This window comes from Blautia sp. AM29-29, from assembly GCF_003480555.1.
Classification (GTDB): domain Bacteria; phylum Bacillota; class Clostridia; order Lachnospirales; family Lachnospiraceae; genus Fusicatenibacter; species Fusicatenibacter saccharivorans.
In genome coordinates this window covers 12,367-28,692 of the sequence record NZ_QUJD01000020.1, presented here as the reverse complement: position 1 = coordinate 28,692, position 16,326 = coordinate 12,367, and the positions used below count along the sequence as shown (strand labels likewise).

The following is a 16,326-nucleotide window of genomic DNA, read 5'->3' as shown; positions in this document are numbered from 1 at the left end:
CGCCTCTGAACCCAAAACGTTTCAGAGGCGTTTTTTATATCATTCTAAGCATTATTTTGCAGCGATAAACTTCTTTGCAACCAGTGTCTCTGCACAAAGTACTGCTCCGCCTGCTGCGCCGCGGACCGTGTTGTGGGACAGACCTACGAATTTCCAGTCGTAGATGGAATCCTCTCTTAAACGGCCTACGTTGATTCCCATACCGTTCTCGTAGTTGACATCCAGTGTTACCTGCGGACGGTTATCTTCTGTCATGTAACGGATGAACTGTTTCGGTGCGCTTGGCAGATTCAGCTCCTGCGGAAGGCCTTTGAAGTTCTCCAGTTTCTCGATGAGCTGCTCTTTCGTTGGTTTCTTGCGGAACTTAACGAAAACAGCTGCGGTATGTCCGTTTAATACCGGTACACGGATGCACTGGCAGGTGATCTTCGGCTCGGTTGCTTTTACGATCACGCCGTTCTCGATTTTACCCCAGATACGAAGCGGCTCCTGCTCGCTCTTCTCTTCTTCTCCGCCGATGAACGGGATGATGTTTCCTTCCATCTCCGGCCAGTCTTTGAAGGTTTTTCCTGCTCCGGAAATTGCCTGGTATGTGGTTGCAACCACTTCATATGGCTCGAACTCTTTCCATGCCGTTAATACCGGTGCATAGCTCTGGATTGAGCAGTTCGGTTTTACAGCGATAAAGCCTCTTTTGGTTCCCAGACGTTTTTTCTGAAACTCGATAACATCGAAGTGCTCCGGGTTGATTTCCGGAACTACCATCGGAACATCCGGTGTCCAGCGGTGTGCGCTGTTGTTGGAAACAACCGGTGTCTCGGTCTTTGCATATGCTTCTTCAATCGCTTTGATCTCATCTTTCGACATATCAACAGCGGAAAATACAAAATCTACGGTAGATGCCACATGCTCTACATCATTTACATTCATCACAACGAGCTTTTTCACTGCTTCCGGCATTGGAGTATCCATTTTCCAGCGTCCGCCGACTGCTTCCTCGTATGTTTTTCCGGCACTTCTCGGACTTGCTGCCAGGGTCACAACTTCAAACCACGGATGGTTCTCCAGCAGAGAAATAAATCTCTGACCTACCATACCGGTTGCTCCTAAAATTCCTACTCTCAATTTCTGCTCCATTGGTTTCATCTCCTTGTTCTTCTGTGGCGTACATTTGTGCGTCTCATGTCATACTATACCAATTTTTTCAAAATTGCAACTGTTTTTTCAATTTTCCTGTAAATATTTTTTATTCTGCTCGATGACAGCCAGCATCGCATCTGCTCCCGGCGCACCGATCGTGTTGCGTCGTTCTACGCAGTTCTTCATGCTGATGGCATCATAAATATCATCCTCGAAGACCGGGCTGATCGCTTTGTACTCTTCGAGTTTCATATCATCAAGGGAGATTCCTTTGTCAATGCAGTACAGAACGAGACGGCCGACAATGCCATGTGCATCGCGGAACGGAACGCCTTTTCCAACAAGGTAATCAGCTGCGTCCGTTGCATTCGTGAAACCGTTCTTTGCACTGTTCTCCATGCGGTCTTTTTTGAAGTGCATGGTAGAAAGCATGCCATTGAACAGAGCCAGGCATCCTTTTACGGTGTCGATGGCATCGAAGGTCAGCTCTTTATCCTCCTGCATATCTTTGTTGTACGCCAGCGGGATTCCCTTCATAGTGGTGAGCATTGACATCAGAGCTGCGTAAACGCGGCCTGTTTTTCCTCGAACAAGCTCTGCGATATCCGGATTCTTTTTCTGCGGCATGATACTGCTTCCGGTGCTGTATGCGTCGTCGATGTCCACAAACTGGTACTCATTGGTATTCCAGATGATGATCTCCTCGGAGAAGCGGGAAAGATGCATCATAATCGTAGAAAGAGCACTGAGGAGCTCAATGACATAGTCACGGTCGGATACGGAATCCATGCTGTTTAAGGTCGGGCCGTCAAAGCCGAGCAGCTCTGCTGTGTAAGCGCGGTCCAACGGATACGTCGTTCCAGCCAGCGCACCGGAACCGAGCGGACAGTAATTCATTCTCTTGTAGATGTCTGCAAGGCGGCCTCTGTCGCGGCGGAACATTTCAAAATATGCGCCCATGTGATGTGCCAGTGTGATCGGCTGTGCTTTCTGCAGATGGGTGAATCCCGGCATATAGGTGTGAATGTTCTCTTCCATGATTTTTTCAAGTGTTACCAGCACCTCTTTGACGAGTGCATCAATCTCGGTGATCTCATCGCGGACATAAAGTTTCATATCGAGGGCTACCTGGTCATTGCGGCTTCTTCCGGTGTGCAGCTTCTTTCCGGCGTCTCCGATGCGGTCGATCAGGTTTGCCTCCACGAAGCTGTGGATATCCTCATATTCGCTGGTGATTTCCAGTTTTCCGCTCTCTACATCGGCAAGAATCCCCTCCAGTCCTGCAAGAATCTGGTCTCTCTCCTCTTCTGTCAGGATGCCCTGTTTTGCCAGCATCTTTACATGTGCCATGCTGCCTTTGATGTCCTGTTTATAGAATTTCTGATCAAAGCTGATGGATGCATTAAAATTATACACTAACTTGTCGGTCTCTTTTGTGAACCGTCCGCCCCATAACTGTGCCATTTTCATTCCTCTTTTCCTGTAAGTTTTTTAAATTATCATGCATTATTATACAAGCATCCAACCTTCCTTTGCAAGTCAAATCACCTACTTTCCCGAATTTCGGCGTTTTGTGTAGTTTTTTTCCAGCCAGCCCAAGATGCCGTACAATCCTGCCGCAACGAGGCAGAGGATCAGGATGGACAGGATTACCCAGTCAAGTCTGAACAGATTTGCCCACCTTTTTGCGGCAGAGACGCTCGTCAGCCGCCCGATTTGCCGCTATCCAGAGCTCTTCAGAGACGATAGCAGGAATTTTCCCCGCATAGACGTACTGCCCGCCCGGCGGTGTAGGGAGCGTTTTTCCGGTGTTAAAATCGTAATGCTTCTTGTTCATGACTACGGTGCCTTTATTCATGGGATTCCGCACCATGCGGATAATGTCTGTTCCAGAGAATGGTTTTCCGGCGCGGCTGCGGACGCCCTCCGCTGCCAGAACCGCCGCAATTTTCCGTCCGCCGAGACCGTCTGCACAGAGTTCGTACATACGGCGCTTCACTGCGGCCTCCTCCGGGATGATCTCAATCGCTCCGTCTGCCGTCCGCCGGTAACCATAACTTTTTGAGGTCAGCACCGGCTTTCCATTATTCTGCTGCCGTTTCTGGTGCGCCAGATTCATCTTCTTGCTCAGCTCCCGGCTGTACTCCTCCGCCAGAATCGCCTTAATGCCGGTCAGAAGCGCGTCTTCCGGCGAATAGAATGTGTTCTCCAGATAAAAATACAGCCGCTTTCCGGCGCAGTTTAAGCGGTCTGCGAACAGATACCAGTCCCGCGTGTTCCGCATCAGGCGGTCCTGCGACTTGATTACGACGACATCAAACCGGTTCTGCTCGAGATCCTCGTACAGGCGGTTATATTCCCGTCTGCCCTTCCGGCTCGTACCGGAGCGGCTCTCCACGTAGGCATCCACAAGCCTCCATCCTCTTGCCCGGATTGCCTCTTCCGCCTCCGCCGCCTGCCTTACCAGCGCATCCTTCTGGTTTTCCTCCTCGGTGCTGCACCTTGCATAATAAACCGCACTCAGCTTCTCCTCTTCCATCTCCTGTCTCACTTTCCAGATGCTTCTCTTTACTATATAGAAAAAAGGACCGGAAAGTTCCGACCCTCTTTTTATAATTTCTTTTACGGATTGCACCGTCCGCACGGCTCATAGCCTTCGGCAATCAGGTCCTCGCGCGGTCCCTGATATGTCGCCTTGTTTTCATCCTTAATCGAGCTGACGCTGGAGCATGACGGCAGGTGGAATTTCATGCTGGATGTGTTCATGACATATTCCTGCTGATCCGTCATCGTTCCGCTGCTTTCGCTTAACGTGCTGTCTCCCGTTGCATAATTAATTGAGATGCCCGGCTGATTGTTGTATGCGAAGATATGGAAGGAAATGCCCTCGCCGTCATCTTCCATGGAAAGTGCCTCCATCTCCACACCGTCCGCTACAAGGTTGTCCCCGGTAAAAATTGGTGTAACGCGGTACAGCACATGGTTTCCGGTCTCTTTGACGTAGTCGGCAACCATGTTTTCAAACGGCAGCATGCCCTCGACATTCAGATAACGTGTTCCAGTGATCAGATTCTTCTCGTTTGCATTCTCACCGGTCAGCTGGTATCCGATCAGATGGCAGCGGTTGTACAGATATTTACCTTCCACCTGATCGTATTTTACCGTATGCCAGCCCGTCGGCTTTACCTGGCCGATCGCGCCGCGCTTCTCCGTCGGCATCAGATCCTGGCCAATATTCGCCTCTGCCACGCCGCATCGTCCCAGGCTGTCCAGATCGCTGTAATGCTCGTACGACTCGGTCGTCTTTTCCTCATCGGTAAAATCCGGCTCATTTCCGTTTAAAACGACATACGGTTCACCGGAAAACTCCGGAACATCAAGAACTGAAACGGCCGTCGGTGCCTGATCGGTAATCTGGGATTCCGTCATCGTATAAGCGGCCGTAACCTCCGAACCGGAATCTGCTCTCTCCGTCGAGAGAAGATCCTGCGCCTCACAGCCGGTCAGTGTCAGAGCAAGAAGCGCCGCCAGCAGCAGAAGCTGTTTTCTTAGTTTTTTCATTTCTCATATACCTCTTTCGTTATTTTCTCATGGGAATAGCCTGCAAACTCCTCCTCGGACACTTTATTCCATTTGGAAAGATCCAGGTCGAATTTCCGGTCAGACGGATAATGCCGGTTCCACCAGAAAACGATGATTTTCTCTATCTTCGCTTCCACAGCCTGCAGTCCCGTATTCTCCACAAAGCAGTATTCTCCTTCGCCTGCCTGCTCCAGAAAATCTGCCGCCGCCTGAAGTGTTACCTTCCCACTCTCCTTCTGCTCCGCGAACAGCTTTTCCGAAGCCGGATTCATCCAGAGCGTTTTCCCCTCACACAGTTCGCAGATTTTTTCCGTTACCACGCGGTCCCGCGAAACGCGTCGTCCGCCAAACTGCATTCCTCTTCGTTCTTCCAGACATACGATTCCAATCATCTGTCATCCTCCCTTCTCTTGCGTGTGCATATCTGAACACCTGACTGCCGTAGATAATCAGATAGCCAAGCCCCTCTCTTGCCCCGATAAACTCTCCGATTACAACACCGACGAGGCACAGGCCGATGTTGACCTTCCACACGGCGAGCAGCCCCGGAAACGACCACGGCAGCACGACGCGGAACAGCATATCCTTCTTCGTTCCGCCGAGTGTTGCAATCAGGCGGAGCATATCCGGCTCCACACTCTGAAAGCTGCTGTAAATGCTGATCACCGAGCCGAATATCGCAACGGAAATGCCGGCCGTGATGATCGTTTTCACGTTTGCCCCCATCCACACAATGAGAAGCGGGGCGAGCGCCGATTTCGGCAGGCTGTTCAGGACTACCAGGTACGGCTCCATCACCGCAGAAAAGCGCGGAAAGAGCCACAAAAGCACAGCGAACGCCATGCCAAGTGCCGAGACGAGCAGAAAGCTGATTCCCGTCTCATACACCGTGATCCCGATATGGCGCAGAAGGTTCTGCTCCGTCAGCAGGGTCACGAACGTTTTTCCCACCCGCACAGGGCTGGAAAAGATAAACGGATCGATCCATCTCAGATCCGCCGCCACCTCCCATAATACCAGAAAACTGACGAGAAGCAAAGCCCGAAACACCCGCACCTGCTCCCGTTCTCTTTTTTTCTGCCGGAGATACGTCCTCTGAAAGCTGCTCTCCGGCGTTTTTGCCTGCTCACGCATTTTCATTCAGCTCCTTCCAGATGGCATTGAAATACGTTTTAAATTCCGGCGCACTGCGCGCTTTCATCGGCGTGCGCTCCTCCATCGCAAACCGGATCGGAATCTTTTTTTTCACATATGCCGGCCGTGCCGCCAGAACAATCACACGGTCCGCCATGCTGATGGCCTCCGAAATATCGTGTGTCACGAGAATTGCTGTCTTTCCCTCTTTTTTGATGATCTTTCCGATATCATCACAGACGTTCAGCCTCGTCTGGTAGTCGAGAGCGGAGAACGGCTCGTCAAGCAGCAGAAGATCCGGCTCCATCGCCAGTGTACGGATCAGTGCCGCCCTCTGCCGCATACCGCCGGAAAGTTCGGACGGACGGGCATTGGAAAAGGATTTCAGGCCGTATGTCTCCATCATCTCCCCGACTTTTTCTTTCCGCTCGGGTGTCAGCGTGCGCGAAATCTCAAGGCCCAGCAGAACGTTGCTGTAGATGGTCCGCCATTCAAACAGGTGGTCTCTCTGCAGCATGTAGCCGATATGGAGATCCGCCTCCGTGATCGGCCGTCCGCGGCTCAGCAGAGTTCCCGCCTCCGGCTTTAAAAGACCGGAAATCAAGTTCAGGATCGTGCTCTTTCCGCAGCCGCTCGGTCCGACAAGAGCAACAAATTCCCCCGTTTTTACCGAAAAGGTCAGATCGCACAGCGCCGGTGTTTCTCCTTTCATGGTGTGATAGGACAGTGATATATGCTCTAATGACAGGATTTGATCATCCATTTTTTTGCATCCTCCTCTATCTATAAGATATCATATGCAGCTTGCATCCCAGCCGCGCTGAGGCTATAATAGAAAGGATTGAAAGATACCAGGAGGTTTGAAGATACATTATGGCCAATAAAAGAAATTACCAGAAGGAGCTGGATGCGAAGATTGCAGGACTTCACGGTGAAGTTCCGACCTTGCTGCTGCACAGCTGCTGTGCGCCGTGCAGCAGTTACGTGCTGGAATATCTGTCGCAGTATTTTTCCATTACGCTCTTTTACTATAATCCCAACATCTATCCGCCGACGGAGTACGAGCACCGCGTGGAGGAACAGCAGCGTCTGATCCATTCTCTTCCCGCCGTGCATCCGATTTCCTTCTGCCCCGGCCCGTACGATTCTGACCGGTTCTATAAACTGACACGCGGGATGGAAAATGTGCCAGAGGGCGGCGAGCGCTGTTTTGTCTGCTATGAAATGCGGCTCCGCGAAGCGGCCGAAATGGCAAAGCAGCTCAAACTCGACTATTTTACAACAACCCTCTCCATCAGCCCGCTGAAAAACGCGGAAAAGCTGAATGAAATCGGAGAACGGCTTGCCGCCGAATACGGGATCCCATATCTCAATTCAGATTTCAAGAAACGGGGCGGCTACCAGCGTTCCATCGAACTTTCCCATGAATACGGCCTCTACCGCCAGGACTACTGCGGCTGCGTCTTTTCCCGCCGGGAACGCGACGCACGGGTGGCAGCACAGGAAAATGGCAACAGCTGATGTGCTCTTTGAAGTGTCCGGCCAAAAGCTCCGTCAGGATATGCTGTACGAACTGATTTTCCTGAAACTTGTAACAGCAAACGCCCTTTGCAGCAGATCTTTTTCCTGCAAAGGGCGTTCGTATTTATGTCATATTTCTCATGATACCAGAAAACCCGCAGAACCTTACGTCCTGCGGGTTTCTAAAGAATAAGCCGAAAATCAGATTCGAACTGACGACCCCTTCATTACGAGTGAAGTGCTCTACCGGCTGAGCTATTTCGGCCTGTGAAATTCATTTTCTGAATGACACAATCATTATTATACCGTATTTTTTTGAAATTGCAAGCATTTTTTTGAAATTTATGAATCTTTTTCTAAAATTTGTTCCGCCCCACTGATTTCCCGCCGTTTCCATCCCTGTTGTTTTCACCTCCCTGGCGCAAATTTTATGCATAAACTTTGTCCTTACTTTCAAAAATTAAGGAAAACCATCCCTTTTCCTTATAAAAATTAATGTATTTTGAAAGAAAAGCATTGACAACCGCCAAAAAAGTAAGTATAGTTTTTAACTAAAGGAAGAAAGGGGCTGTTGTCATGACCATGCAATACGATAATCTGGAAGACAAGCTCAGTCAGCTTGTAGAGTATACGAAAGATTCCGGAAAGATTGATTTATCTTTATACACTGAGTACGATGTAAAACGGGGACTGCGTGATTCCACTGGTAAAGGTGTTCTCACCGGCCTGACCGAAATTTCCGATGTTATCGGCTTCGATATTGATGAGCGCACCGGCGAAAAAGTTCCGACCGATGGCCGTCTCTATTTTCAGGGCTATAACGTCGCAGATCTGATCAAAGGTATGGAAGGACGACGCTTCGGTTTTGAAGAGATTACCTATCTTCTTCTGTTCGGTTCTCTTCCAACGGAACCGCAGTTAAATGATTTCAACGAAATTTTAAGTATCTACCGCGAGCTGCCGGACACTTTTGTCCGCGACGTTGTCATGAAGGCAACCAGCAAAAACATGATGAATACTCTGCAGCGCTGTGTGCTGACCCTGTATTCCTACGACGAAAAGCCGGATGACATTTCCATTCCGAACGTCCTCCGCCAGGCTTTGAGTCTGATCGCCAAAATGCCGCTGATCGCCGTTTACGGCTACCATGCATACCGCCACTACCACGAAAACCAGAACCTGATCATCCGAAATCCGAAACCGGAGCTGTCGATGGCTGAAAACATTCTGCAGATGCTTCACCCGGATGGAGAATACACTGCTCTGGAGGCAAAGGTTCTCGATGTTGCGTTAATTCTTCACGCAGACCACGGCGGCGGAAATAACTCAACATTTACGACACACGTTGTCTCCTCCTCCGGAACCGATACCTACTCTGCTGTTGCGGCTTCTTTAAGTTCCTTAAAAGGACCGCGCCACGGCGGTGCCAACTTGAAGGTTATGGAGATGTTTGAAAATATTGAAGAGAATGTTACAAACTGGGAAGACGAAAACGAACTGCGCACCTACCTGACCAAAATGCTTGATCGTGAAACATTCGATGGAACGGGTCTTATCTATGGTATGGGCCATGCTGTTTATACCCTGTCCGATCCACGTTGTGTGATTCTGAAAGAATATGCAAAGAAGCTTTCCGCTGAGAAGCACCGCGAGAAAGAATTTGCTCTCTATGAGTCTGTAGAACGCATTGCCGGCGAGTGTATCGCCAGAAAGCGCCGTCTGCTCAAACCAGTCTGTGCAAATGTTGATTTCTACAGCGGTTTCGTCTACACAATGCTTGGCCTTCCAAAAGAGCTCTACACCCCGATCTTTGCTATCTCCCGTATCTCCGGCTGGTCCGCACACCGGATCGAAGAGCTTGTCAACGAAGGAAAGATCATCCGTCCGGCTTATAAATATGTCGGTCATCATCGTCCGTACGTTGCCATTGAAAGAAGAACCCCAAGAAAGACTTCCCACAGTTTTTCAAATAACTAAAAAATTATGCGAAAAGGACACCTGCCCCGTACCGTTCTGGTATCGGGCAGGTGTCCTTTTATTGCCAAGTGATCTCTCGAAAAACCCGCGGAGCGTGCTTCTCATGGTTATAAACAAAACTCTGCGTTATACCCGGATCTTTGTTCCCTTGGTGTCTCGTTTTGCCAGCTTAATCTTCGCTGTCAGAGAAATCTCTTTGTCGTGATACGTGATCGTGTAATCCATCCGGCTTGCCAGCAGATACGCATGCTCTACCGCGTCGTCCTCTGCCATACGGATACCACGCACACCAACGGCTGCTTTTTTCTTCTCCGGCACTTCACTCGTAAGGAAGCGCAGGAAGACACCGTTTTTCGTCTGCAGAACCACATACTCCTGCTCCTGGCAGACCTCGGCAAGAATCAGACGGTCCTCCTCGGATGAAAGCTTCGTCGCCGCGATCGTTCGTTTTACGACATCAAACTCGGATCCATCGACAAGTTTTACCATACCGGCCGCGCTGACGAACAGCAGCTTATTGTTCTTGATATTTTCCAGTGCATCGACGTAAATCATCTGCTCCTTCTGGCTGCTGTAATTTCCAAGGTTGTCGATCGGCGTTCCCTTGTCACGGAATCTTCCATACGGGATGTCCATTACTTTGATGCTGTGCATCATGCCAAGATCCGTAAAGACGCAGATCTTATCGGTGTTTTTGCACTGGAACACATATTTGTTCTCGTTGTGCACAGCCTCTTTGTTCCGCTCGTAAGCAGACGTATCGATCGTCTTCGCATAACCGAAGCGGTCCATCAGGAAGACAACATCCATCTCCTCGACCTTCGGCTCCTCAAGAACAATCGCCTCAGCATTTTCAATCGCCGTTTTCCGCTTGTGGCCGTACTCTTTTTTTATCTGCGTCAGATCTTCCATAATAACTTCCGACATCGAGTCGTAATGATTTAAGATATCCTCGTACTTCGTAATCTTCGCCACAGTCGCCTCATGATCTTTTAAGAGTGCTTCCACTTCCAGTCCGATCAGTTTCTGCAGACGCATCTCCAGAATCGCCGTTGCCTGGCGTTCCGTAAAGCAGAGCTGTGCTGCCATACGCTCACTTGACTTTGATTTGAAGCGGATACCATCGGTCACACCCATAATCAGACACTCTTTGACCTGCTTCTGTGTCTTGCTTCCGCGCAGGATCTCAATGATCAGATCGATCACATCGCATGCCTTGATCAGACCTTCCTGCACCTCGCGGCGCTCCATCTCTTTGCGGAGAAGGTTCTGGTATTTGCGGGTTGCCACTTCAAACTGGAAATCAACGTGATGCTCGATCACCTGTTTAAGGCTTAACGTCTCCGGTCTTCCATCTGCCACGGCGAGCATGTTGACACCGAACGTATCTTCCAGACGTGTTTTCTTGTACAGCAGATTCGTGATCCGCTCCACATCTGCGCCTTTTTTCAGTTCGAGCACGATGCGTGTTCCTTCTTTCGAGGACTGGTTGGAAATGTCGACGATTTCCGGCGCTTTCTTGCTCTCCACAAGCCCCGCCACATCGTTCAGGAACTTTCCGATGTTCGCACCGATCATCGGGTACGGAATTTCGGTGATCACAAGATACTGCTTTCCGTTTCTGCCTTTCTCCACTTCCACTTTTCCGCGGATTTTAATCTTTCCGACACCTTTTTCGTAGATCGACAGCAGGTCATCCTGATTGACGACAATACCGCCGGTCGGGAAATCCGGTCCTTTGATGTATTTCATCAGACCTTTAACGGTGATGTCGTTGTTTTTCATGTAGGCCTTGACCGCATCCACAATCTCACACAGGTTGTGCGGCGGAATGCTTGTTGCCATACCGACAGCGATACCGTCTGCGCCATTCAACAGAAGGTTCGGCACGCGCACCGGCAGAACAGACGGCTCTTTTTCCGTCTCGTCGAAGTTCGGTACGAAATCGACAACGTCTTTGTCGAGATCCTTTAAATAGACCTCCTGTGTAATTTTCTGCAGTCTCGCCTCGGTATATCGCATTGCAGCGGCACCGTCACCCTCAATCGACCCGAAGTTTCCGTGACCGTCCACAAGCGGCTGCCCTTTTTTGAAATCCTGTGCCATTACGACAAGAGCATCGTAAATGGAACTGTCGCCGTGCGGATGGTATTTACCCATCGTATCGCCGACGATACGCGCGCACTTTCGGAACGGCTTGTCGTACTGGATGCCGAGCTCATACATGTCATACAGAGTACGGCGCTGTACCGGCTTTAAACCGTCCCGCACGTCCGGAAGCGCTCGGGAAATGATGACGCTCATCGCATAATCAATATAAGATTTCTGCATGACCTCAGAATATTCGGTCCGTATAATCTGATCTTCTGATTTTTCTTTCATCTTCCTTTGTCCTTCCTGTTAAATATCCAGCTCTGCATCGGTTGCATGCTCATAAATAAATGCTTTCCGCGGCGGAACCTCGGTTCCCATCAGTACTTCCGTCACATCGGAGGCCATACGGGCATCCTCGATCTCCACACGCTTCAAAAGTCTCGTCTCCGGATTCAGTGTCGTCTCCCAGAGCTGCTCCGGGTCCATCTCGCCAAGACCTTTGTAGCGCTGCAGCGTAAATTTTTCTTTGTGTGTCTTTCTGTATTTTTCCAGTGCTTTGTCGTCGTACAGATACTCTTCTTTTCCGCGGGACGGCATTGCCTTGTAAAGAGGCGGCATCGCGATATAGACATGTCCCTCGTAGATCAGCTCCGGCATGAAACGGTAGAACAGTGTCAGCAGCAGCGTTGAAATATGCGCACCGTCGACATCGGCATCTGCCATGATGATAATTTTATCGTAACGGAGCTTTGTGATATCGAAGTCGTTGCCGTAACCCTCGGAAAAGCCGCAGCCGAATGCATTGATCATGGATTTGATCTCGGCATTTGCCAGAACTTTATCAATAGAAGCCTTCTCTACGTTCAGAATCTTACCGCGGATCGGCAGAATCGCCTGGAAATTACGGTCACGCGCCGTCTTTGCGGAACCACCCGCAGAATCTCCCTCGACGATAAAGATCTCGCACAGCGACGGATCCTTTTTCTCGCAGTTTGCCAGTTTGCCGTTCGTATCAAACGAATATTTCTGCTTGGTCAGCATATTTGTCTTGGCTTTTTCTTCGCTTCTACGGATTTTGGCAGATCGCTCAGCGCAGGCAAGAACATTTTTCAGCACTTCGAGATTGCGGTCGAAATACAGCGGAATCTCCTCGCCCGTTACTTTTCCGGCGGCCTTTGCCGCATCCGGGTTGTCCAGCTTCGTTTTTGTCTGGCCCTCGAACCGCGGATCCGGGTGCTTGATCGAAATAACAGCGGTCATACCGTTTCGGATATCCGATCCCGTAAAGTTATTGTCTTTTTCTTTTAAGACACCGATCTCTCTGGCATAGCTGTTCATAATCGTCGTAAAGGTCGATTTGAAACCGGAAATATGGGTACCGCCCTCAGCGTTGTAGATATTATTACAGAAGCCGAGCACGTTTTCCTGGAATTCGTTGATATACTGGAACGCACATTCTACGGTAATGCCCTCAGATTCCCCTTTGAAATAAATCGGATCGTGGATTGCCTCTTTGTTCTTATTCAGATCGCGCACAAAACCAACAATGCCATCCGGCTCGTGATACGTCAGGTGCTCCTCTTTTCCATCGCGCAGATCGGAAAAATAAATGGTAAGCGCCGGGTTCAGATATGCAGTCTCATGGAGACGGCTTTTGACCTCTGTTGCGGAAAAACGCGTTTTCTCAAAGATTTCCGGATCCGGCAGGAAGTTGATGCGGGTTCCGCTGTTCTTCGTTTTTCCGATCTTCGGCAGCAGCCCATCCTCATCGAGTTCCTGTACGGCAACACCTCGTTCGTAGCGGTCGTGGTAAACCCAGCCGCCGAGGCTGACCTGTACGTCAAGATAGGTGGAAAGCGCATTGACAACCGAAGAACCGACACCGTGCAGACCGCCGCTTGTCTTGTACGCATTGTTGTCGAATTTACCGCCGGCGTGCAGGGTTGTAAAAACGAGACGCTCCGCCGGAACGCCTTTTTCATGCATGCCGACCGGGATTCCGCGGCCGTTGTCGGTCACGGTCGCCGAGCCGTCTGCTTCAAGTGTTACGTGAATGGTGTCGCAGTAGCCCGCAAGATGCTCGTCCACCGCATTGTCTACAATTTCATAAATCAGATGATTCAGGCCTTTCCGCGAGGTACTTCCGATATACATACCAGGGCGCTTACGCACTGCTTCGAGACCTTCCAGCACGGAAATACTGCTGGCATCATACGTTTCTTTTTTTGGCATAACTGTTCTATCCTCACTTATGTGTTACTGTCTTTTTCTCTTAAAAATACTTCTGTCTGTCCCCTTTTGGGGCACAGTATTTTATTATATCATTTTTCTTCCCGGAATAGCAAGATTTTCTTTAGAAGAAAGAATCTCCTCCGTTCATCAGCTCCTTAAAAGAAGTCACGTAGCGGTCTGCTTCCTGCTCCATCTTTGCGCGGTTTCCTTCCCCGCTTCTGTCATACACGCCCACAGCCGCAAATCCGCCCATTTTGGCGCCGCGGATTCCCGCTAGGATATCTTCATATACCACACACGTTTCCGGCGGAAGAGACAGCTTTTCAGCCGCTTTCTCGTAGATATCCGGAAAGCCCTTGCCGCGCTTTACTTCCGAGACGGTGACAAATGCTTTAAAACACTCATAAATCCCATTTCTCTTTAAGGCCGGCTCATACAGCTCCGGGCTCGATGAGGTAGCAACCGCCATGCGGATTCCTTTTTCTTTTAAATAGCGGAGATATTCTGCTGCCCCGTCTTTTAACTCCACTTCATACGTATAGGCGTCGACCGCCATCTGATGCCACTCCTGAATCAGCTCTTCCGGCGTTTCCGGAAAGCCGAACCGTCTGATCGTGTAGCGGGCAGCCTCCAGAAAGCCGAGCGGTGTAATCGCCTCCTGATAATCCGGCGGAACCTCAAGTCCTCTCTTCTTTAAAAATGCAACATCGATGTCATCCCAGACCCACATCGAGTCGAGCAGTGTTCCGTCCAGATCAAAAATGGCTCCTTTGTACTGTTTCATTTGTCTTCTCCTTCTCTATTCTAATCTTTTTTCTTTCTTTTTAGAACGTATTTCTGTTTTTCTTAGAACATTTGTTTGTTTTATCATACCATAACTGGCAAAAAATGCAAGTAAAATGCGAATTTCGCTACTTTTTGAAATTTTTTAAATTTTTTTCAAAAAAACACTTGCATTTTCTCCAGACATCGTGTATTATAAGCGAGTACGGTTCGTTGGTCAAGAGGCTAAGACGTCGCCCTCTCACGGCGAAAACAGGGGTTCGATTCCCCTACGAACTGCTGAAGGTTTTGCAGAATCCCTTCTCTTTAAAAATTCTGTTCTATATCATACGGTTCGTTGGTCAAGAGGCTAAGACGTCGCCCTCTCACGGCGAAAACAGGGGTTCGATTCCCCTACGAACTGCTGAAGGTTTTGCAGAATCCCTTCTCTTTAAAAATTCTGTTCTATATCATACGGTTCGTTGGTCAAGAGGCTAAGACGTCGCCCTCTCACGGCGAAAACAGGGGTTCGATTCCCCTACGAACTGTTTTGAAGCGGAGCCTGTGCGGCTCCGTTTTTTGTTGCTTTGCATCCTGTCTATTTGAAAAAGCCCGGCAGCTTTCCTGTCGGACTTTTTATTTTATCATTCTCTATTCTTTTCAGCTTCACTCTGCGTAAATCTTAACCAGCTCTTTCAGCATTGCCACCGCCAGTTCCATTCCCTCGACGGTAATGTGCTCATACGGTCCATGATACGCATATCCACCGGTTCCAAGGTTCGGGCACGGCAGACCCATGAAGCTTAAGCGCGCACCGTCTGTACCGCCGCGGATCGGAAGAATGATTGGCTCCATGCCGGCTCTTCTGGCTGCCTCTTCTGCATTTTCAATCAGATGGTAGCAGGGACGAATCTTCTCGGACATATTGCGGTACTGCTCTTTGATCTCCAGCTTTACGGTTCCTGCCCCGTATTTTTCATTCATCTCTTCTTCAATCCGGCGCAGATTCTCTTCTTTTGCTGCAAACTTCTCTGCATCGTGATCACGGATGATATATTCCGACTCGGCATGTGCTACATCACCGCTCATTCCGGTCAGGTGATAGAAGCCTTCGTATCCGTCTGTGTTTCTCGGAGACTCTGCTTCCGGCAGGAGAGACTGAATCTCGCTCGCTACAGCAATCGCATTAATCATCGTATCTTTCGCACTGCCCGGGTGAACATTAAATCCGGTCACGGTAAATTTTGCACCGGCTGCATTAAAGTTTTCGAACTCGATCTCTCCCTCTGCCCCACCGTCTACGGTATAAGCAAATTCTGCATCGAATCCCGGAACATCGAAGAAGTCAGCACCTTCTCCAATCTCTTCATCCGGTGTAAAGGCGATGGAAATCTGCCCATGTGGAAATTCTCCGGCAAGAAGCGCTTCTGCCAGCGTCATAATCTCTGCTACTCCTGCCTTATCATCTGCACCGAGTACCGTCGTTCCATCGCTTGTAATCAGCGTTTTACCGGCCAGGGATGCAAGATGCGGAAATACCGCAGTCTCCAGCGTTCTGCCGCTTTCAGACAGTTTCAGATCCTTTCCGTCATAATTTTCATGAACCACCGGGTTTACAGCATGGTCCGCAAAATCCGATACGGTATCCATATGGGCGATAAAACCCAGCTTTGTTTTGCTCTCATATCCCTTCGTTGCAGGAATCTTTCCATATACATAGCATTTTTCATCTATGCGGACATCCGACACGCCAAGCTTCTTCATTTCTTTTACCAGCTGCTCCGCCAGGACTCTCTGGCACGCGGAAGACGGATGTGTTCCGCTTCTTTCATCGCTCGGTGTCGGCACTTTAACATAATTCAGTAATCTTTCATATGCTTTCAT

At 49.6% G+C, this 16,326-nt stretch carries 13 protein-coding genes and 4 tRNA genes; 5 read left to right on the top strand and 12 right to left on the bottom strand.

The window, feature by feature from the left end; all coding sequences use genetic code 11:
- Positions 1-51: 51 nt before the first annotated feature.
- The 7 genes from asd to DW769_RS13600 form a co-directional block, all read right to left on the bottom strand.
- The gene (asd, locus tag DW769_RS13630; RefSeq protein ID WP_022463016.1) at positions 52-1,137 is read right to left on the bottom strand and encodes an aspartate-semialdehyde dehydrogenase; all 1,086 of its coding nucleotides are present in this window, start codon (positions 1,135-1,137) and stop codon (positions 52-54) included.
- Between the two features lie 87 nt (positions 1,138-1,224).
- Positions 1,225-2,604 (bottom strand): argininosuccinate lyase, encoded by a 1,380-nt coding sequence (gene argH, locus DW769_RS13625; RefSeq protein WP_055267678.1) that lies wholly within the window; start codon positions 2,602-2,604, stop codon positions 1,225-1,227.
- A 193-nt stretch (positions 2,605-2,797) separates the two neighbouring features.
- Positions 2,798-3,691: a recombinase family protein gene (locus tag DW769_RS13620; RefSeq protein WP_147343075.1), complete on the bottom strand. Its 894-nt coding sequence runs from the start codon at positions 3,689-3,691 to the stop codon at positions 2,798-2,800.
- A gap of 71 nt (positions 3,692-3,762) precedes the next feature.
- Positions 3,763-4,701: a DNA/RNA non-specific endonuclease gene (locus DW769_RS13615; RefSeq protein ID WP_117510217.1), complete on the bottom strand. Its 939-nt coding sequence runs from the start codon at positions 4,699-4,701 to the stop codon at positions 3,763-3,765.
- A complete protein-coding gene (locus DW769_RS13610) occupies positions 4,698-4,994 on the bottom strand; it encodes a hypothetical protein (RefSeq protein ID WP_022463012.1) in 297 nt (98 codons plus the stop codon). Before DW769_RS13610 ends, DW769_RS13615 begins: the two co-directional genes overlap by 4 nt.
- A 16-nt stretch (positions 4,995-5,010) precedes the next feature.
- Positions 5,011-5,856, bottom strand: coding sequence for an ABC transporter permease (locus DW769_RS13605; RefSeq protein ID WP_118750513.1), 846 nt, complete (start codon positions 5,854-5,856; stop codon positions 5,011-5,013).
- Complete coding sequence (locus DW769_RS13600; protein WP_117510218.1) at positions 5,849-6,619, bottom strand: ABC transporter ATP-binding protein; 771 nt, start codon at positions 6,617-6,619, stop codon at positions 5,849-5,851. The genes DW769_RS13605 and DW769_RS13600 overlap by 8 nt, the downstream gene beginning before the upstream one ends.
- Positions 6,620-6,729: 110 nt before the next feature.
- Here DW769_RS13600 and DW769_RS13595 point away from each other — a divergent pair, with 110 nt between their 5' ends.
- Positions 6,730-7,377, top strand: coding sequence for an epoxyqueuosine reductase QueH (locus DW769_RS13595; protein WP_117761585.1), 648 nt, complete (start codon positions 6,730-6,732; stop codon positions 7,375-7,377).
- 192 nt (positions 7,378-7,569) lie between these two features.
- On the opposite strand, the gene DW769_RS13585 is transcribed toward DW769_RS13595, so the two are convergent.
- Positions 7,570-7,642, bottom strand: a tRNA-Thr gene (locus tag DW769_RS13585).
- 311 nt (positions 7,643-7,953) lie between these two features.
- Between DW769_RS13585 and DW769_RS13580 the strand changes: the two genes are divergently transcribed.
- Positions 7,954-9,354: a citrate/2-methylcitrate synthase gene (locus DW769_RS13580; protein WP_117510221.1), complete on the top strand. Its 1,401-nt coding sequence runs from the start codon at positions 7,954-7,956 to the stop codon at positions 9,352-9,354.
- A 126-nt stretch (positions 9,355-9,480) separates the two neighbouring features.
- Here DW769_RS13580 and DW769_RS13575 read toward each other — a convergent pair whose 3' ends face one another.
- The 3 genes from DW769_RS13575 to DW769_RS13565 form a co-directional block, all read right to left on the bottom strand.
- Positions 9,481-11,736, bottom strand: a complete 2,256-nt coding sequence (locus DW769_RS13575) for a DNA gyrase/topoisomerase IV subunit A (protein ID WP_117761589.1) — start codon at positions 11,734-11,736, stop codon at positions 9,481-9,483.
- A gap of 18 nt (positions 11,737-11,754) precedes the next feature.
- Complete coding sequence (locus tag DW769_RS13570) at positions 11,755-13,680, bottom strand: DNA gyrase/topoisomerase IV subunit B (RefSeq protein WP_117805360.1); 1,926 nt, start codon at positions 13,678-13,680, stop codon at positions 11,755-11,757.
- A gap of 121 nt (positions 13,681-13,801) precedes the next feature.
- Positions 13,802-14,464, bottom strand: a complete 663-nt coding sequence (locus DW769_RS13565) for an HAD family hydrolase (protein ID WP_117805359.1) — start codon at positions 14,462-14,464, stop codon at positions 13,802-13,804.
- 206 nt (positions 14,465-14,670) lie between these two features.
- Here DW769_RS13565 and DW769_RS13560 point away from each other — a divergent pair.
- The 3 genes from DW769_RS13560 to DW769_RS13550 all read left to right on the top strand — a co-directional run bounded on the left by DW769_RS13560 (position 14,671) and on the right by DW769_RS13550 (position 14,990).
- Positions 14,671-14,742: transfer RNA gene (locus tag DW769_RS13560), tRNA-Glu, on the top strand.
- 52 nt (positions 14,743-14,794) lie between these two features.
- Positions 14,795-14,866: transfer RNA gene (locus DW769_RS13555), tRNA-Glu, on the top strand.
- A gap of 52 nt (positions 14,867-14,918) precedes the next feature.
- Positions 14,919-14,990, top strand: a tRNA-Glu gene (locus tag DW769_RS13550).
- 118 nt (positions 14,991-15,108) lie between these two features.
- Here DW769_RS13550 and pepT read toward each other — a convergent pair.
- The gene (gene pepT / locus DW769_RS13545) at positions 15,109-16,326 is read right to left on the bottom strand and encodes a peptidase T (protein WP_118750501.1); all 1,218 of its coding nucleotides are present in this window, start codon (positions 16,324-16,326) and stop codon (positions 15,109-15,111) included.